The organism is Halogeometricum sp. CBA1124 (assembly GCF_009741955.1).
GTDB lineage: Archaea > Halobacteriota > Halobacteria > Halobacteriales > Haloferacaceae > Halogeometricum > Halogeometricum rufum.
Genome location: NZ_WPCD01000060.1, coordinates 1 through 17,004, shown reverse-complemented (window position 1 = coordinate 17,004; position 17,004 = coordinate 1). Strand labels below are relative to the sequence as shown.

The window sequence follows — 17,004 nt, the reverse complement described above, 5'->3', positions numbered from 1 at the left end:
CCGACTCGCGCCGCGCAGCGCGCGTGGACCGTGCGACCGAGCGATTTCTGACGGCCCGCGACGACCAATGAGTAATTCTTAAGTCTTGCCACGGCGCTACGAGTAGATGGACCGCTCTTAGCTCAGCCTGGTTAGAGCACGCCGACTGTAGATCGGCTTGCCCCCCGTTAATCGGGACGAGCGGATTTCTGCCTGCGAACACCGTGTGCAGTGAGGACTCTCCTCGACGCGATTTGAACACGACAGTCGCAGCGGACGAGCATCGCGAGTCCGACCGTCTGTCATCTGTTCAAATCGGGGAGAGCGGACTCGTTCTGTCGCCGCCACCGCACGAGCGAAGCGAGTGAGCGCCCGAGTTGCCGTCTACGTTCTCGACCCGATTCGATGGTGGGTCGCAGTGCGTGAGTGGACGCGGACAACGACCGGTCCAGAGGTGGCTACGCGTCGTCCGGATTCGAGTCGGTCGCCTCGACCACTCGGGCGTTCTCGAACGCTTCGATGGACCCTTCGTGTCGTACTTGAACCGTCGCTCCCGGCAGGTCGGCGTCGGTCGACCGTTCGTCGGAATCCACGTCTTCAGGCACCGAGACGGCCGTGACGCCGTCGAGCGTCACCTCCCGACGCTGGACGGGGTCGCCCTCGTACTCCACGGTCGCCCACGTGTCGGCGTCGATGTCGAGTTCCGTCCCGAAGTACTCCTCGGGGTCCTTGTCGACCGAGTCTTCGGTCTGTGATTCGCCGGTCGTTCGGTTGTCGTCGAACTGGACCTCCTCGTGTTCGAACTGGTGGAGACGGACTAGCATACGTCACGATAACGGCACGGCGGGCAAGAGCGTTCGACTTGCGAGTGCATGCCCGGTTACCTCGCCTGTCGGCCGCCGACCAGTACGGGACTGGACCGAAGCCCGCGCGCCGTCGCGGCGGGACGCCGCCCTCACTCACTCGCGCCCGCCCCACACGCGCTTGTCCTCCACCAGTTCGACCACCATCGGCCCGCGAATCCGAATCTGACAGGAGAGGCGCGGGTAGCCGAACCGCGCCGCCAGTCGGTCGTGCCAGTGCGTCGGGTCGGGTTCGCCCGCCGGAATCCGGACGCCGCAGGTCGCACAGAGCCCGTTGCCGCCGCAGTTCGCCCGCTCTGTCAGGCGCGCGTACGGTGAGAGGCCGTGGTCGAGGAGGTGGTCCCTGAGCGTCTTCCCGACGGCGGCGCGCGTCACCGTCTCGTCGTCGCCGTGACGAACGACGACGCGCACCTCGCCGTCACCGCCGCACCCCTCGGCGTCGCCGTCGTCAACGCTTCCGTTGCCGTCGTCCATGCGTCCGTTGCCGTCGTCCATGCGTCCGTCGCCGTCGTCAACGCGTCCTTCGGTGTCGGCGCGTCCGTCGCCGTCGACGCGTCCGTCGCCCTCCGCCGCCCCGTCCGGGTCGTCGTCGCTCTCCGCCCTCCCGTCGTCTCGTTCGTCGCTCACGACCGACCGTTCGGCGGCGACACGGGTAGGTGGTACGGGTCCACAAGCTTGTCAACGTATCTCATACCATCACGAACTATCCAACATATTACAGCTTAAGGTGGTGGAGTGCAAGTGAGTAGATATGAGCGTCGAAACGACTGTTCCTACGCGCGTCACCGTCCGTAACCCCATGAACGACCATGACACTATGACCGTCGAAGTCGAAGACACGAACGAGACTCGTCACCTCGTTGAGTATGCCGACCCGGACCTTCGGCAGACGCTTTCGGCGCTCCCGTCCGGCACGACGATTCCGGTGTCGCTCTCGCGCGCCGGGGTACGCTCGAACGTCTGGCGCGTCGACGACCTCCACCACGAACCGACCGCGATGGTGGCGGGTCGCGCGGCCCCGACGTCGGACTAACGCCGTTCGCTCTCGGTCCGTTCTCTCTCGACGCGCCGCGGTTCGGCGCTCTCCTACCACTCACTCCGTCTTCTGTCTCCCGTCCGTTCGTCTCGTCGCGAGCACCAGCAACGTCAGTTGGCGTCGCCGTGCGAAACGGACAGCACCACCGCCTCGCCCGTCACCACGTCCACGTCGCCGACGCGCGCCGTCGTCTCGACGCGGATTCGGTCGCCGCCCAGCAGTTCGTCGACGTCCGCGCGGGCGACTACCTCGTCGCCCGGTCGGACCGGGTTCTCGAACGAGAGGTCCTGCGAGAGGTAGATCACGTCGCCCGGCAGGTCCGCGAGGGCGGCGCTGACGACGGACGCCGCGAGCATCCCGTGGGCGATTCGCCGCCGAACATCGTCTCGGCGGCGTAGTCGTCGTCGAGATGGATGGGGTTGTCGTCCCCCGACAGGGCGGCGAACTCGTCGATGGTCGATTCGGTGACGCTGAGTGACGCCTCGGCGGCGTCGCCCGTCGTGGCGACTGGCATACCGGACTGTTCGCGCCCGCCGACTTCGACGCTCGGGTTAACATGTGAAGTGCATCGTTGATGGGGGCGGGTCGTGTTCACACAGTCATTCATGCCCACGGTGGACAGCGATGGCGTGACCATCGCCTACGAGACGCGCGGGCCGGCCACGCCGGACCCCGACGCGGAGACGGTGGTTCTCCTCGAAGGACTCGGCTACGGACGGTGGATGTGGCGGTGGCAGGCCGCCGCCCTGGACGATCGGTACGAGGTCGTCCTCCTCGACAACCGCGGCACCGGCGACTCCGACGCGCCCGACGGCCCGTACGCCGTCGCGGAGATGGCCGCCGACGTGGAGGCGGTCCTCGCCGACCTCGACGTCGAGGCGGCGCACGTCGTCGGCGCGAGCATGGGCGGGATGATAGCGCAGGCGTACGCCCTCGACTACGACCGGACCGCCTCGCTCTCGCTTCTGTGCACCTCTCACGGCGGCGAGGACGCGGTTCCGACGCCGCCGGAGACGCAGGAGCGGATGTTCGACGTACCGGACGACGCCGACGAACGCGAGGCCATCCGGTACAAGATGCGCCCGGCGATGACGGACGACTTCTTCGACGGTCGCGACGACCTCGTCGAGCGAATCGTCGACTGGCGTCTGGCGTCGGACGCGCCGCCCCACGCCCGCGCGGCGCAGGCCGAAGCGGTCGCCGGGTTCGACCGGCGCGCCGACCTCGCGAATCTCGACGTCCCGACGCTCGTCCTCCACGGGACGGCCGACCGGGTCCTCCCCGTCGAGAACGGCCGCCGCCTCGCGGACCGGGTGGCCGAGGCGTCGGACGCGTCCGTCGCGTTCGAGGCGTTCGACGGCGGGTCGCACCTGTTCTTCGTCGAACGGGCCGGCGACGTGAACGACCGACTGGCGACGTTCCTGAACGATGTCTGAGGGTCGACCGGACGGCCTGAGCGGATTCGCGCCCGTCGCCGACGCCGGACCGAACCGCTGGGTCGGCGGGTGGTCCGAGCGTCGGGCGCGACTCTCGCCGGAGAAGGTCGGCCTCGTGGACGCGACGACCGGTCGCGAGTTCACCTACGCGGAGTTGGACGCGCGGGCGAACCGGACGGCGCGCCTCTGCCGAGCGCACGGCGTCGCCGACGGCGGACGCGTCGCCGTCGTCTCGCGCAACCGCCCGGAACTGGTGGACCTCTTCTTCGCCACCGCGAGACGGGCGGCGTCCTCGCCCCCTCTCGCACCGCCTCGCCTCGCCGGAAGTCGCGGAACTGCTCTCGACGGTCGACCCCGAACTCCTCGTCGTCGAGTCGCCGTTCGCCGAACTCGTCGCCGAGCGCGCGAGGCGGACGCGTTCGACGCCGACCCGACGGTGCTCGTCCTCCCCGCTGACGACTCGGCGGGCGGTTCGGACGCGACCAGCGATTCCCTGCCGGACGCGCGGACGTTCGCGTCCGTCCGCCCCGAAGACGACTCGGCGGTCGAACCGGCCGACGTGTCGATGGACGACCCGCACCTGTTCCTCCACACCGGCGGGTCCACGGGGACGCCGAAGGAGACGGTGCTCACCCACGAGAGCGTCCTCTGGAACTCGTTCAACACCATCACCGCGTGGGGACTGCGGCCCGAGGACACGACGCCGATGGTGTTCCCCATGTTCCACACCGGCGGGTGGAACGTCATCACCGTGCCCCTGTTCCACCTCGGCGGCACCGTCGTCCTCGCGCGCGACTTCGACCCCGGCGAGGTACTCGGACTCGTCCCCGAACACGACGCCTCGGTCCTCGTCGCCGTCCCCGCCGTCCTGCGGATGATGAGCGCGCACGACGACTGGGACGACACGGACCTCTCGACGCTCCGTCTGGTGAAGTCCGGCGGCGGCCCCTGCCGCGAGTCGGTGATGCGGGCGTGGTGGGACCGCGGCGTGGACCTCTCGCAGGGCTACGGGCTGACCGAGTGCGGCCCGAACAACTTCGCCATGCCCGACGGGTGGCCGCGCGAGAAGGCCGACTCGGTGGGCGTTCCCGCGATGCACGTCGACGCCCGCGTCGTGGACGGCGACGGCGAGGAACTGCGCGGCGAGGTGGGCGAACTGGAACTCGCCGGGCCGCACGCCGCCCGCGAGTACTGGCGCGCCCCCGAGGAGACGCGCGAGACGTTCGGCGACGGGTGGGTCTCGACGGGTGACCTCGCCCGCGTGGACGACGACGGCTACGTCCACATCGAGGGACGCAAGAAGAACATGTTCGTCAGCGGCGGCGAGAACGTCTACCCGCCCGAAGTCGAGGACGCCGTCGCCGCCCACCCGAAGGTCGAGGAGGCCGTCGTCGTCGGCGTTCCGGACGACAAGTGGGGGCACGTCGGCCGCGCCGTCGTGCAGGGCGACCACTCGCTGACGGTCGAAGAACTCTCGGCGTTCCTCGACGGCCGACTCGCGCGGTTCAAACACCCGAAGTCGGTCGTCGTCGTCGAGGAGATACCCACCTCCGGCCCCTCGAAGATAGACCGCGACGCGGTGGAGGCGCGCTTCGGCGGGGAGTGACGGCCGCGGTTTATCCGCGGGTAACGGCGCGCCGTCGGCCGAAACCGGCGAGTAATGGCAAACAGTTAAGATGCTCTGCGGCTTCGGTTCGGTTCGGACCTACACGAACGATGATCGACATCACGGTGGACGTAGAGCAGTACGACTGCCCGTTCGTCGCGGCCACCGACGACCACCCCGTGGCGTTCTCGGCGGTGCACTGGGAGTACGACACCGCCGCCGAACGCACCGAGACCCGGATGGTCGTCGAGGCCGACGACCGAGAGAGTCTCGACGCCGGGCTGTCCGTCCTCCGCGACCACGAGGTCACCGCCGACTACCGCCTCATCTCGCGCCGGAACGACGTGGCGCACATCCGCACCGTCATCGGCCAGACGGACGCGATGCGCATCGTCCGCGAGGAGGACGGCTTCATCACCGGCCCGTCGTTCGTCGAGGACGGCAGCGAACTGTGGCACATCGGGTTCGACGACGGCGACGCCGAGGAGGCGATGCTGTCGCGTCTGGACCGCAACCACGAGTTCGACGTGGTGAAGCGCAACGCGCCGGACCTGCCCGAACTCACCGACTTCGTGCAGAACGTCGGCGCGGCGATGACGCTCATCGAGGGCTGCCGCGACCTCTCGACCGTCGAGCGGCAGACGCTGGAGTCGGCCGTCGACGGCGGCTACTTCCAGAGCCCCCGGTCGGCCACGCTCGGGTCGCTGGCCGACGAGTTCGACGTCTCCAAGCCCGCCGTCTCGAAGAACCTCCGCCGCGGCCAGCGGAAGATGATAGAGCGCGTCGTCAACGCCCTCGACGAGTTGGACGACTGACGGCCGACTCGGCCCGCAACCGGACTCGACTTATCCCTCACCGACAGGTCTCTTCTTGACCCGACCCGCACCGCCTCGGTCCGCACCGACTCACCACTCCTCCCGCGGCGGGGGCTGTTCCAGCACCGTCTCGCAGTCCGGACACCGGAGGCTGTCGCCGTCCTCGCCCGCCACCGGCCGCATGTCGCCGCGGCCGCAATCGGGGCAGACCTTCGGCACTCGCACGTCCGCCCCGTCTCGGGGCGCACCGACGCCCAGTACCGTGAGTTCCGACTCGCCGGCGTTTCGTCCGGCCTGAAACTCGCCGGGCGCGAACCGAATCGCCTCGCCCGCGGCGACGGTCACCTCCCGGACGTCGCCGGCGACGGTTCCCCGCACTTCCTCGACGGCGTCGCCGACGCGTCGTCCCAGCACCTCGAACGTCGCCTCGCCGTCGAGGACGACGAACACTTCCTCCTGTGCCGGGTGGGCGTGCAGTCCGGCGAGGCGTTCGCCGGGGGCGAGGCGGAAGTGGTTGAGCGAGAGGTTCTCGGTGGCCAGCGGCGTCGACAGCCCGCGCCGTTCCGCGTCCGTCTCGTACGCAGTCGGCTCCACGGCGTCGAACGCGACTCGTTCCATGCGAGGCGATTGCGGGACGACCGACAAGTAAGCCGAGGGGGGCGAACCGTGCCCACCGTTCACATGTTAACCCGCCATCCTTTGCGGGTCTTTAATTAACGATAGAGGTGGAATGAGCACTGATGGACGACTCACACGGCGAACAGTTCTCTCGACGCTCGGTGCGGCGGGCATCGCGGGCGTCGCGGGCTGTTCGGGCGGTGGCGGCGGCGACGAGACGGCGACCAGCACGGACTCGGGCACGACGGCGGGCGAGGAAAGCGTGACGGGAACCACGACGGGGTCCTCGGGCGGCGCGTCCGGCACGGTCAAACTCGGCGTCATGCAGCCCATCTCGGGCGACCTGCAGTACTACGGCAAGCAGGCGCTGTGGGGCTTCCTCTCCGGGATGGCGTACAAGGCCGACGCCGACCCGGTGACCGGCGTCGAGTCGGGCGAGTACACCGTCACCGTCGGCGACGTGGATTACGAACTGTACGTCCGGGACTCGAAGTTCTCGGCGGACACCGCGCAGACGCTGGCGACGGACCTCGTGCAGAGCGAGGAGGTGGACATGCTCGTCGGTTGTGCGTCCTCGGGCGCCGCCTCGCGCGTCATCACGACGGTGGCGAAGCAGGCGAACGTGCCGTACATGGTCGGCCCGGCCGCCTCGGCGGACGTCACGGCCAACTCTGAGACGTGCGGCGACATGATATTCCGCGCCTCCGAGAACACCGCGATGGACGCGCGTTCGGGCGGGAAGTACGTCGCTCAGGAGACGGACGTGCAGCAGGTGTACCTGTTCGGCGCCGACTACTCGTTCGGGCGGGCCGTCGTCAACAACTACGAGTCGGTGCTGAAGGCCAACGGCGTGGAGATAGTCGGCAAGAAGTTCGTGCCGCAGGGCTACTCCGAGTGGCAGGGCCTCCTCGACCAGGCGTCGGAGGCGGGGGCGCAGGGCATCGTCGGCGGGTTCACCGTCGCCACGCTCCCCGCCCTGTTCACCACGTACCTCAACGGCGACTACGACTACCGCGTGTTCGGCGGCTTCGCCACCGAAATCACCACCTCCGTCGTCGGCCAGACGCTCCAGAAGGTGTTCGGCAAACCGCTGACGGCGGAGAAACTGCAGGGCCAGAAGTTCGGGCCGTTCACCACCCGCTACCACTGGAACCAGTACGACAACGACATCAACGACGCGTTCGTCGAGATGTACTCGAACGCCTACGGCCGCGTGCCCGACCTGTTCACGTCGGGGATGTTCACCGCCGCCTCGGCTATCGTGCAGGGCGTCGAGGAGTCCGGGTCCACCGCGGGCGCGGACCTCGCCTCGGCCCTGCGCGGGATGACGGTCACCGATACGCCGAAAGGCGAGGACGGCTACACCTTCCAGGAGTACAACAACCAGGCCCGGTCGGCGATGACCGTCGCCGACCCCGTCCCGACGACCGACGAGTGGGCCGACCGGTGGGGCGCGGCCATCATGCCCTCGGAACCGGTGGCCCGAATCGCCGCCGAGGAGACGACCATCCCGGCCGACTCCGAGGAGATGGGCTGTTCCCTCTAGTCGGATGCTCCGCACGACCGGTCTGACGAAGACGTTCGGCGGTCTCACCGCCGTCGACGACGTCGACTTCGAACTCGCCGCCGACGAACTGTGTTCGCTCATCGGCCCGAACGGGGCGGGGAAGACGACGTTCTTCAACCTCCTGACGGGCGCGCTCGAACCCACCGAGGGGACAATCGAGTTCCGCGGCGGCGCGGGGAGCGAGGGGGCGTCGGCCGACGGCGCGGGCGCGTACCGCGACGTGACGGCGGCCGCCCCGCACGAGACGGCGTCGATGGGCATCCACCGCTCCTACCAGATAACGAACGTCTTCCCGACGAGTTCCGTGTTCGAGAACGTCCGCATCGCCGCGCAGGCGCACGGCGACGACGCGACGACGTTCTGGCGCAACGTCTCCCGCTACGACGAGTACGAACGGGAGGCGCGCGCCATCCTCGAACGCGTCGGCCTGACGGAACACGCCGACGCCCCGGCGTCGTCGCTCAGTCACGGCGAGAAGCGCCAGTTGGAGGTGGGCATCGCCCTCGCGGGCGACCCGGGACGCCTCCTGCTGGACGAACCGAACGCGGGCGTCTCCTCGGAGAGCGTCGGCGACATCATCGACCTCATCGAGGACGTGGCGACGGACCACGCCGTCCTCCTCGTCGAGCACAACATGGACATCGTGATGAACGTCTCCGACCGCGTCGTCGTCCTGAACCAGGGCGAACTCATCGCCGACGGCCCGCCCGCGGCGGTGCGCGGCGACGAGACGGTCCAGCGCGCCTACCTCGGCGGCTACGAGTCCCGAAGTCGACACGCCGAGGGCGACGTATCCGCGGACGACAGCGAACCCGCGGACGACAGCGAACCCCCGGACGGCGACGAGGCGGCCACAGACGCCGACGACGAGGCGGCCACAGACGGCGACGACGGGTCGGAGACGGCGGAGGGGTCGGCGTGACCGACCCCCTGCTCTCCGTCGAGGACGTCCACGCCTACTACGGCGACAGCCACGTCCTCGAGGGCGTCAGCCTCGACGTCGAGGAGGGCGAAGTCGTCGCCCTCGTCGGCCGCAACGGCGTCGGCAAGACGACCACCCTGCGCGCCATCATGCAACTGACGCCGCCGCGCGAAGGGAGCGTCCGCTACCGCGGCGAGGACCTCGCCGGGATGCGGACGCACGAAGTCGCCGAACGGGGACTGGGCTGGATTCCCGAGGACCGGCGGATGTTCTCGGAACTCACCGTCGCGGAGAACGTCCGCGTGGCCGTCCCCGACGCCGCCGACGTCGACGCCGGCCTCGAACGCGCGTTCGAGACGTTCCCGGACCTGCGGGACCACCGCGCGCAGAAGGCCGGGTCGCTGTCCGGCGGGCAACAGCAGATGCTCGCCATCGCCCGCGGCCTCGTGGGGGCGAACGACCTGCTCCTCGTGGACGAACCGTCGGAGGGGTTGGCACCGCTCATCGTCGACGCCGTGGCCGACGCCCTCACCGCCGCCGCCGAGGAGACGACGCTGCTCCTCGTCGAACAGAACCTCCCGCTGGCGCTGGACCTCGCGGACCGTTTCTACGTCCTCGACCACGGCACCGTGGTCGACTCGGGCGAGACGGCGGACGTGTCGGCGGACGACGAACGACTCACGCGATATCTCTCGGCATGACTCAGACATGACAGACGCACTCCTCACCGCACCGCTGTTCCTCGACGCCCTCGGCGAGTTCCTCACGGCGGAGACGCTGTCGTCGGTCCTCGTCAACGGACTGTCGAAGGCGGCGCTGTACGTGATGCTCGCCAGCGGCCTCACGCTCATCTTCGGTCTGATGGGCGTGCTCAACTTCGCGCACGGTTCGCTGACCATGATCGGCGCGTACCTCGGCGGCCTCGTCATGGTGCTCCTCGTGAGTTCCGGGGCGGGGCCGGGGTCGCGCCTCCTCGCCTTCCTCGTCGCCGTCGCCGTCGCGTTCGCCGCGCTGTCGGCCCTCGGCGGCGTCATCGAAGTCGGCCTCATCCGGACGCTGTACGACCGGCCGCCCCTGTACCAGATTCTGCTCACGTTCGGCCTCACGCTGATGCTGGACGAACTCGTCAGAATCGCCGTCTCGTTCTACGGCCTCCAGCCCATCTCGGACTGGCAGGCCGCGTTCGCGACGAAACCGGCCGCGCTCTCCCAGCAGGTGGACCTCGGCCTCGTCTCCGTCTCGGGGCTGGCGCTGTTCGAGATACTGTTCGGCGTCCTCACCGTCGCCGCCATCTGGGCGTTCCTCACGCGGACGCGCTACGGCCTGTTCATCCGCGCGGGGTCGGAGGACTCCGAGATGCTAGCGGCTCTCGGCGTCGACGTGCGGCGCGTCTTCACGTTCGTGTTCGCCATCGGCATCGGCATCGCGGGCGTCGCCGGCGTCCTCCTCGCGTGGGACCCCAACTGGGGCGCGAGCGTCCCCCTCGCCGCGGAGACGTTGCTCCCGGCGTTCGTCGTCGTCATCGTCGGCGGTCTGGGGACGTTCCGCGGCACCGTCGTCGCCGGCACCCTCGTCGGCCTCGTGGACGCGACGACGACGTGGTGGTTCCAGAACGCCATCGCCTTCACCGGCCTCCCGCAGATGACCATCTTCCTCATCCTCGTCGTGGTGCTGATTCTGAAACCGCAGGGCCTGTTCGGCGTCGAGGAGGTGGGGGGCCATTAGCGTCCGCTTCGCGCCCGCGACGGCGAGGACGTGGCGTGGCCCGTCCAGTACCTCCGCGACCATCTGGTCCACGTCGCCGTCGTCGCGTTCTTCGCCGCGTACCCCGGCCTGTACGCCGTCGCGACGAACTCGCCGGTCGGACAGGAGATGGCGTACCTCCTCCCGCGCGTGGAGACGATGATAGCCGTCTTCTACTTCGGCCTGTTCGCCATGTCGTTCGACTTCGTGTCGGGGTACACCGGCTACCTCTCGTTCGGCCACGCGGCGTTCTACGGCGCGGGCGCGTACCTCGTCGTCCTCGCCTCGAACGGGAAGGTACCGTTCCTGCCCGTCGACACGCCGTTCCTCGCCCTCCTCGTCCTCGGCGGACTCGTCGCCCTCGCCTTGGCCCTCGTCATCGGCGCGGTGTCGTTCCGCCTGACGGGCGTCTACTTCGCCATGATAACGCTGGGCTTCTCGCAGGTGCTGTACGTGTTCGTCCGCGACTGGGACTACGTCGGGTCGAATCCGCGGGACGGCGTCGCCGTCCTCGAACGGACCGCGCCGTTCAACGTCGGCGTCCCCGGCGTCGACTCGCTCAACCTCGCCATCGGTCAACTCGCCGGCGAGTCCGTCGAGGGCTTCCTCGGTTTCCTCACGTTCTCGCCCGCCGAGGTGTCCTACTACATGGTCGGGCTGGTCGTCGTGGGCTGCTACTTCGCCCTCCAGCGCATCGTCCACTCCCCGTTCGGCCGCGTCCTCGTCGCCATCCGCGAGAACGAGGAGCGCGCCCGCGCCGTCGGTTACGACACGTTCCGCTACAAACTCGGCGCGTTCGCGCTGAGCGCGTTCTTCGCCGGCGTCGCGGGCGGTCTGTTCGCCGGCTTCCGCCGGTCGGTGACGCCGGAGAACAGCTTCTACTTCCTCGTCGCCGGCGACGCCCTCTTGGCCTCCATCATCGGCGGCTTCGGCACCGTCGCCGGCCCCCTCTACGGCCGCCTGTTCGACGAGACGGTCCGCGAGTTCCTCTCGAAGGGCGGGGAGGGCGGCGGCCTCCTGCCGTTCCTCGACGGCAGTCTCGGCGAGGCGACGCTCTCGGCGGTGCTCTACAACGGGCTGACCGTCGGTGAGGCCATCGACACGTTCCTGAACGGCCACGCGGCCCTCTATCTGGGAATCGTGTTCGTCCTGTTCGTCCTCTACGTGCCGAACGGCCTCCTCGGGACGCTCAGAGACCGACTCGGCGGCACCGTCGCCGACCGACTACCCGGCCACGTCGCCCGCGCCGTCCGGTCCCGGACCGAGACCCGGTCCGCGAGCGACGACGACTGACCCGCACGCCGACGGCGTTCGTCCCCTCACGAACCCACTAACCCACGACCCCCACAGATGCACGACGTACACCTCACCGGCTTCGGGACGTACGTTCCCGACGAGACGGTCACCGGCGCACAGATCGCAGACCGAAGCGGCGTCCCCGAGGACGTCGTCGTCGAGAAGATGGGCGTCCGCGAGAAGCACGTCTGCCCGCCGGACGACGACCACGCGTCCGACATGAGCGTCGCCGCCGCCGAGGCGGCACTCGCCGACGCCGACTGTGACCCGGCGGCCCTCGACCTGGTGCTGTACCACGGCAGCGAGTACAAGGACCACGTCGTCTGGAGCGCCGCCGCCCACGTCGCCGAGCGTCTCGGCGCAGACGACGCCTACGCTCACGAGTCGTACGCGCTCTGTGCGGGCGCGCCAATCGCCGTCCGCCACACGGCGGCGCAACTCCGCACCGGCGACGTGGACCGCGCCCTCCTCGTCGGCGCGAGCAGGGAGGAGGACCTCGTCGACTACGACAACGAGCGCTCGTCGTTCATGTTCAACTTCGGCGCCGGCGCGTCGGCGACGGTGCTCGAATCGGACGCGTCGACGACGCCGCGGACCGCTCCCGCGCCCGCGTCCGCGAGAGCGCCGCCGTCACCGACGGGAGGTTCGCCCTCGACGTGGTGATGCCCGCCGGCGGGTCGGAACGCCCGCCGACGGCGGAGACTGTCGCCGACGGCCTCCACACGCTGGACGTCCCCGACCAGGAGTCGATGAAGGAGCGACTCGGCGAGGTGAGTCTGCCGAACTTCCTCACCGTCGCGGACGACGCTCTCGAATCCTCCGGCTACGACCGCTCCGACCTCGACTTCGTGGCGCTGACGCACATGAAGCGCTCCTTCCACGACTACCTCACCGAGGAGTTGGGCGTCGGCCCCGCGGGCAGCCACTACCTCGACGAGTTCGGCCACGTGCAGAGCGCCGACCAGATTCTCGCCCTCGACGCCGCCGTCGAGGCGGGCGAGGGCCCCGACGCGGGCGACGTGGTGCTGTTCCTCGCCGCCGGGACGGGCTACACGTGGGCCGCGACGGTGCTGGAGTGGCGCGGGTAGACGGCGGGGGACGGACGCTGCCGGGACCGGCGGTGTTTAGCGCCCGGCGGTCGACGACTCGTCCGTGACAGCGTACCCGTACGAAACCGAACTGCAGGTTCGCTTCCGTGACCTCGACCCGCTGGGACACGTGAACAACGCCGTCTACGCCTCTTACTGCGAACAGGCGCGCATCGACTTCTTCCAGGACGCTCTCGGCATCGACAGCGGCGAGGTGAACACCGTCCTCGCGCACTCGGAGATAGACTACCGCACCTCTATCGACGACCTCGGCGACGTCACCGTCGGCGTCGCCGTCGTGGACGTGGGGAACACCTCCTTCGAGATGGAGTACGAACTCGTCTTCGAGGGCGACGTGGCCGCCACCGCCTCGTCGGTACAGGTGGTCGTCGACCCCGAGACGAACCAGCCCGCCCCCGTTCCGGACGACGCGCGCGCCGAGTTCGCGAAGTTCGAGCGCTGACTCGCGCCCGTTCCGGTCTCTCACCTTCGACGACCACTCCTTCCCGGTGAGTCCTGTCGCCATCGCCGAAACGGCGCACTTTTCACACCGGCAGATAATCCCTGAGTATGCCCGAGAAGCTCCTCCAGTCCGACCACAGTCGTAGCGGTTCGGCCGGCGGTGCCGGCGTCGCCGCGCGGGCGGGCGAACGCGTCCTCCGAATCGGCGACGACCGTCCCATCCGCATCAGCGCCGGCCATCGACTCCTGCACCACGACGGAAAGTGCAGTCGGCCGCACGGTCACAACTACGAGATTTCCGTCACGGTGACGGGCGAACTCACCGAGGAGGGGTGGGTCGTGGACAAGGGCGACGTGACCGCCGTGATAGACGAGTGGGACCACCGCTTCCTCGTGGAGTCGGGCGACCCCCTCGCGGCGGCGTTCGAGGCGAGCGGCGACGCCGACTCGCTGGTCGTCCTCGACGCGCCGCCGACGGCCGAGGTGATGGCCGTCCTCCTGGAGGAGAAACTGGCGGCGCGCCTGCCCGACACCGTCTCCGACGTGGCCGTCGAGGTGCGCGAGACGGGCGAACTCTGCGCGAGCCACCGATAATGCCCGTCTCCTCGCGTGTCGAACGACCCGAGACGGCGCCAGAGGGCCCCGCCCTCCCCGTCAACGAACTGTTCGCCTCGCTGCAGGGGGAGGGAAAGCTCGCGGGCGTCCCGAGCACGTTCGTCCGGACGAGCGGGTGCAACCTCCGCTGTTGGTTCTGCGACTCCTACCACACCTCGTGGGACCCGACGCACGCCTGGATGGGCGTGGACGACGTCGTGGACGAAGTCGACGCACGCGACCCGACCCACGTCGTCCTCACCGGCGGCGAACCGCTGATTCACGACGAGAGCGAACTGCTCCTCGAACGCCTCGCCGACGACTACCACGTCACCGTCGAGACGAACGGCACCGTCGTCCCCGACGCGCCCGTCGACCTCGCCTCCGTCAGCCCGAAGCTCTCCACCTCGACGCCGACGCCCGAGAACGCGCCGGACGGGGTCGACGTGGGCGCGTGGGAGGCGCGGCACGAGGAGCGCCGAATCGACCTCGACGCACTCGCGACGCTGGTCGAGCGCCACGCGTTCCAGCTGAAGTTCGTCGTCACCGGGCCAGAGGACCTGCCCGAAATCGAGGAACTGGTCGCGGACCTGCGCGGCGTCGCCGACGCGGCGATTCGCGACGACGACGTCCTCCTGATGCCAGAGGGACAGACCCGCGAGGAACTGGCGGCGACGCGGACCGTCGTCGCGGACCTCGCGCTCGAACGCGGCTACCGCTACACCCCGCGTCTCCACGTGGACCTGTGGAACGACGCACCCGAGACGTAAACTCATGACCGACACGACCGACGCATCCGACGACCGACAGACCGCCGTCGTCCTCCTCTCCGGCGGCATGGACAGCGCGACGACCGCCTACGAGGCGACGGCCCGCGGCTACGACCTCTACTGCCTGCACACCTCGTACGGACAGGAGACCGAGACGAAGGAGTACGACTGCGCCCGGCGACTGGCCGAGGACCTCGACGCCGAGGAGTTCCTCCACATCGAGACCGACCACCTCTCTCGCATCGGCGCGTCCAGCCTCACGGACGACGACATCGACGTGGACGACGCCGACATGGACGCCGCGGAGATTCCCACCTCCTACGTCCCGTTCCGCAACGCAAACCTGCTCTCGATGGCCGTCTCCTACGCCGAGGCGAACGACTGCGAGGCGGTGTTCGTCGGCGCGCACTCCGAGGACTACGCGGGCTACCCCGACTGCCGCCCCGAGTTCTTCGAGGCGTTCGAGGCGATGGCGGACGTGGGGACGAAGCCCGAGACGGAGATTCGAATCGAGGTGCCGTTCGTGAGAGACTCGAAGACGGACATCGTCCGGCGGGGCCGCGAACTCGACGTGCCGTTCGAGCACACGTGGTCGTGCTACCGCGCGGAGGAACCCGCCTGCGGCACCTGCGACTCCTGCGCCTACCGACTGCAGGCGTTCCAGAACGTCGGCCTGCGTGACCCCATCCCGTACACCGAGCGTCCCACGTACACCGAGTAGCGGGCCGCCGACTCGGCCGTCGAGGGTCGGAGTGGTCACGTCGGGTGCCCCCGGGTCGTGGACGCGTGCCGTCCATCGGTCGCCCCGTCGTCGACCGCCCCTCAGAACGACCGATCGATCGAGTGTACCGGCCAAATAAGCCGGTATATGTGCCCGGTGGGCGATTCCGTAATAACAGGATACACCTGTCGGCTCCTCCTTCGCCGGCACACGTATGGCAGGTCGCACAGGCGATGTTCTCGGGGGGGCTGTCTCCGGAAGCATCCTGAAGTATTACGTTTACAAATCGACGAAAGCGGTCGAGTTCTATCGACCCATCATGTACCTCTTCTTCCTGGCTCAAGGGCTATCTTTCACGCAGATATCCGTCCTGGAGGTACTCTACAACCTGACGACGCTGTTCGGAGAGATACCGACTGGCTACGTCGGCGACCGGGTGGGACGACGCAACAGCCTCCTCATCGGGACCTCCCTCATCTCTGTGACGCTCCTCGGCATCGGCCTGTCGAACTCGTTTCTTCCGCTGGCGGGCCTCTACGTCTGCTGGTCGCTGGGCTACAACTTCCGCTCCGGGAGCGAGGACGCGTGGCTCTACGACACGCTCACGGACGACCTCTCCGAAGACGAGTTCGCTCGCGTTCGCGGACGCGGGGAGTCGGCGGCGTTGGTCGTCGGGGCCGGTGCGGCGATTCTGGGTGGGTATCTCGGGAGCATCGACCTCTCGTATCCGTGGTTCGTCGCAGCGGGCGTGACGAGTCTCGGTGTCGCGGTACTGCTCACGCTCGACGAACCCGAGACGTACAAGCAGACTGCGACCGAGGAACTGAGCCTCCGTCGGACGGTTCGCATCGTGAGAGACGTCCTCGCGCGCCGTCGTCTGCGGTCGTTCTTGCTCTACTACTACGTTCTGTACGCCGCGGTCACGTACCTCGTGTTCGTCTTCCTCCAGCCGATTTTCGAGACGGTGGTCCTCGACCTCGGAATCCAGCGATCACAGGTCGAGGCCCTGCTGGGGTGGTTCTATGCGGCGTACAGCCTCGTCGGCGCGGTACTCAACTACTACACGGGGACGATCAGAGAGACGATCGGGCTGCGAACGTGGTTTCTCGTCCTCCCGTTCGCCGTCGGTGGCGCGTTGATCGGGATGTACTTTCTGCCGGTGCTCGCCCTTCCGACGTTCCTCCTGATTCGAGGGGTCTCGGACGTGACACGCTCGTTCGCCGGACAGTACATCAACGACCGGGTGGAGACGCTCGGTCGCGCCACCGTTCTGAGCGCGATGGCGATGGTCAGCGGCCTCGCAGTCGTCCCGTTTCAACTCGGAAGCGGCGTCGTATCTGACGCCGTCTCTCCGCTGTTCGCGCTGGGTGTCGGTGGTGTCGTTCTCATCGTCGGGGCGACGACCATCCTCCTCTGGGAGGTTCCCGTCGGCGACGAATCAGTATCACAGTAACCCCGGCGAGGCTATTTCTCGTCGGGTCGCGAACC

17 protein-coding genes and 2 pseudogenes are annotated in these 17,004 nt (G+C 68.6%); 15 read left to right on the top strand and 4 right to left on the bottom strand.

Going from position 1 to position 17,004, the window contains the following annotated elements:
* Nucleotides 1-437 precede the first annotated feature (437 nt).
* Both GJ632_RS09705 and GJ632_RS09700 read right to left on the bottom strand, forming a co-directional pair.
* Entirely contained in the window at nt 438-803 is a 366-nt protein-coding gene (locus GJ632_RS09705) for a hypothetical protein (protein WP_089810877.1), read from the bottom strand.
* Nucleotides 804-938: 135 nt separating this feature from the next.
* Complete coding sequence (locus GJ632_RS09700) at nt 939-1,316, bottom strand: 2Fe-2S iron-sulfur cluster-binding protein (RefSeq protein ID WP_191452808.1); 378 nt, start codon at nt 1,314-1,316, stop codon at nt 939-941.
* A 343-nt stretch (nt 1,317-1,659) separates the two neighbouring features.
* On the opposite strand from GJ632_RS09700, the gene GJ632_RS09695 reads away from it, so the two are divergent.
* Nucleotides 1,660-1,875 (top strand): hypothetical protein, encoded by a 216-nt coding sequence (locus tag GJ632_RS09695; RefSeq protein WP_231751455.1) that lies wholly within the window; start codon nt 1,660-1,662, stop codon nt 1,873-1,875.
* Between the two features lie 113 nt (nt 1,876-1,988).
* Here GJ632_RS09695 and GJ632_RS09690 read toward each other — a convergent pair.
* A pseudogene (locus GJ632_RS09690) lies at nt 1,989-2,392 on the bottom strand (MaoC/PaaZ C-terminal domain-containing protein).
* Between the two features lie 91 nt (nt 2,393-2,483).
* Between GJ632_RS09690 and GJ632_RS09685 the strand changes: the two are divergent.
* The 3 genes from GJ632_RS09685 (at nt 2,484) to GJ632_RS09675 (ending at nt 5,735) form a co-directional block, all read left to right on the top strand.
* Nucleotides 2,484-3,314, top strand: coding sequence for an alpha/beta fold hydrolase (locus GJ632_RS09685; RefSeq protein ID WP_191452807.1), 831 nt, complete (start codon nt 2,484-2,486; stop codon nt 3,312-3,314).
* Entirely contained in the window at nt 3,307-4,920 is a 1,614-nt protein-coding gene (locus tag GJ632_RS09680) for an AMP-binding protein (RefSeq protein WP_231751454.1), read from the top strand. The genes GJ632_RS09685 and GJ632_RS09680 overlap by 8 nt, the downstream gene beginning before the upstream one ends.
* A 110-nt stretch (nt 4,921-5,030) precedes the next feature.
* Nucleotides 5,031-5,735 (top strand): helix-turn-helix domain-containing protein, encoded by a 705-nt coding sequence (locus GJ632_RS09675; RefSeq protein WP_191452803.1) that lies wholly within the window; start codon nt 5,031-5,033, stop codon nt 5,733-5,735.
* A 90-nt stretch (nt 5,736-5,825) separates the two neighbouring features.
* Here the strand turns inward: GJ632_RS09675 and GJ632_RS09670 are convergent, their stop codons facing one another.
* Nucleotides 5,826-6,353: a cupin domain-containing protein gene (locus tag GJ632_RS09670; RefSeq protein WP_191452802.1), complete on the bottom strand. Its 528-nt coding sequence runs from the start codon at nt 6,351-6,353 to the stop codon at nt 5,826-5,828.
* A 112-nt stretch (nt 6,354-6,465) separates the two neighbouring features.
* On the opposite strand from GJ632_RS09670, the gene GJ632_RS09665 reads away from it, so the two are divergent.
* From GJ632_RS09665 to GJ632_RS09615, 11 genes and pseudogenes are all read left to right on the top strand, one after another.
* Complete coding sequence (locus GJ632_RS09665; RefSeq protein WP_191452801.1) at nt 6,466-7,899, top strand: ABC transporter substrate-binding protein; 1,434 nt, start codon at nt 6,466-6,468, stop codon at nt 7,897-7,899.
* 4 nt (nt 7,900-7,903) lie between these two features.
* On the top strand, nt 7,904-8,842 hold the full coding sequence (locus GJ632_RS09660) for an ABC transporter ATP-binding protein (RefSeq protein ID WP_191452800.1): 939 nt from the start codon (nt 7,904-7,906) through the stop codon (nt 8,840-8,842).
* A complete protein-coding gene (locus GJ632_RS09655) occupies nt 8,839-9,543 on the top strand; it encodes an ABC transporter ATP-binding protein (RefSeq protein ID WP_089810862.1) in 705 nt (234 codons plus the stop codon). The genes GJ632_RS09660 and GJ632_RS09655 overlap by 4 nt, the downstream gene beginning before the upstream one ends.
* Before the next feature lie 7 nt (nt 9,544-9,550).
* Entirely contained in the window at nt 9,551-10,567 is a 1,017-nt protein-coding gene (locus tag GJ632_RS09650) for a branched-chain amino acid ABC transporter permease (RefSeq protein ID WP_089810859.1), read from the top strand.
* 30 nt (nt 10,568-10,597) lie between these two features.
* Nucleotides 10,598-11,878 (top strand): branched-chain amino acid ABC transporter permease, encoded by a 1,281-nt coding sequence (locus tag GJ632_RS09645; protein ID WP_343161113.1) that lies wholly within the window; start codon nt 10,598-10,600, stop codon nt 11,876-11,878.
* A gap of 57 nt (nt 11,879-11,935) precedes the next feature.
* Nucleotides 11,936-12,969: pseudogene (locus tag GJ632_RS09640) on the top strand (3-oxoacyl-ACP synthase).
* Between the two features lie 64 nt (nt 12,970-13,033).
* Nucleotides 13,034-13,432, top strand: coding sequence for a thioesterase family protein (locus GJ632_RS09635; RefSeq protein WP_089810854.1), 399 nt, complete (start codon nt 13,034-13,036; stop codon nt 13,430-13,432).
* Nucleotides 13,433-13,539: 107 nt separating this feature from the next.
* Nucleotides 13,540-14,025 (top strand): 6-pyruvoyl tetrahydropterin synthase family protein, encoded by a 486-nt coding sequence (locus tag GJ632_RS09630; RefSeq protein WP_191452799.1) that lies wholly within the window; start codon nt 13,540-13,542, stop codon nt 14,023-14,025.
* On the top strand, nt 14,025-14,795 hold the full coding sequence (locus GJ632_RS09625; protein WP_191452798.1) for a 7-carboxy-7-deazaguanine synthase QueE: 771 nt from the start codon (nt 14,025-14,027) through the stop codon (nt 14,793-14,795). The genes GJ632_RS09630 and GJ632_RS09625 overlap by 1 nt, the downstream gene beginning before the upstream one ends.
* 4 nt (nt 14,796-14,799) lie before the next feature.
* The gene (queC, locus tag GJ632_RS09620) at nt 14,800-15,516 is read left to right on the top strand and encodes a 7-cyano-7-deazaguanine synthase QueC (protein WP_089810848.1); all 717 of its coding nucleotides are present in this window, start codon (nt 14,800-14,802) and stop codon (nt 15,514-15,516) included.
* A 214-nt stretch (nt 15,517-15,730) separates the two neighbouring features.
* Nucleotides 15,731-16,969 (top strand): MFS transporter, encoded by a 1,239-nt coding sequence (locus tag GJ632_RS09615; protein ID WP_089810846.1) that lies wholly within the window; start codon nt 15,731-15,733, stop codon nt 16,967-16,969.
* Nucleotides 16,970-17,004 lie beyond the last annotated feature (35 nt).

Excerpts from the sequence above, each read along its gene's own strand:
- GJ632_RS09665 (WP_191452801.1), top strand. The coding sequence starts at position 6,466 with ATGAGCACTGATGGACGACTCACACGGCGAACAGTTCTCTCGACGCTC.
- GJ632_RS09675 (WP_191452803.1), top strand. The coding sequence starts at position 5,031 with ATGATCGACATCACGGTGGACGTAGAGCAGTACGACTGCCCGTTCGTC.
- GJ632_RS09705 (WP_089810877.1), bottom strand. The coding sequence starts at position 803 with ATGCTAGTCCGTCTCCACCAGTTCGAACACGAGGAGGTCCAGTTCGAC.
- GJ632_RS09680 (WP_231751454.1), top strand. The coding sequence starts at position 3,307 with ATGTCTGAGGGTCGACCGGACGGCCTGAGCGGATTCGCGCCCGTCGCC.
- GJ632_RS09695 (WP_231751455.1), top strand. The coding sequence starts at position 1,660 with ATGACCGTCGAAGTCGAAGACACGAACGAGACTCGTCACCTCGTTGAG.
- GJ632_RS09625 (WP_191452798.1), top strand. The coding sequence starts at position 14,025 with ATGCCCGTCTCCTCGCGTGTCGAACGACCCGAGACGGCGCCAGAGGGC.
- GJ632_RS09700 (WP_191452808.1), bottom strand. The coding sequence starts at position 1,316 with ATGGACGACGGCAACGGAAGCGTTGACGACGGCGACGCCGAGGGGTGC.
- GJ632_RS09650 (WP_089810859.1), top strand. The coding sequence starts at position 9,551 with ATGACAGACGCACTCCTCACCGCACCGCTGTTCCTCGACGCCCTCGGC.
- GJ632_RS09670 (WP_191452802.1), bottom strand. The coding sequence starts at position 6,353 with ATGGAACGAGTCGCGTTCGACGCCGTGGAGCCGACTGCGTACGAGACG.
- GJ632_RS09660 (WP_191452800.1), top strand. The coding sequence starts at position 7,904 with ATGCTCCGCACGACCGGTCTGACGAAGACGTTCGGCGGTCTCACCGCC.
- GJ632_RS09630 (WP_191452799.1), top strand. The coding sequence starts at position 13,540 with ATGCCCGAGAAGCTCCTCCAGTCCGACCACAGTCGTAGCGGTTCGGCC.
- GJ632_RS09685 (WP_191452807.1), top strand. The coding sequence starts at position 2,484 with ATGCCCACGGTGGACAGCGATGGCGTGACCATCGCCTACGAGACGCGC.
- GJ632_RS09615 (WP_089810846.1), top strand. The coding sequence starts at position 15,731 with ATGGCAGGTCGCACAGGCGATGTTCTCGGGGGGGCTGTCTCCGGAAGC.
- queC (WP_089810848.1), top strand. The coding sequence starts at position 14,800 with ATGACCGACACGACCGACGCATCCGACGACCGACAGACCGCCGTCGTC.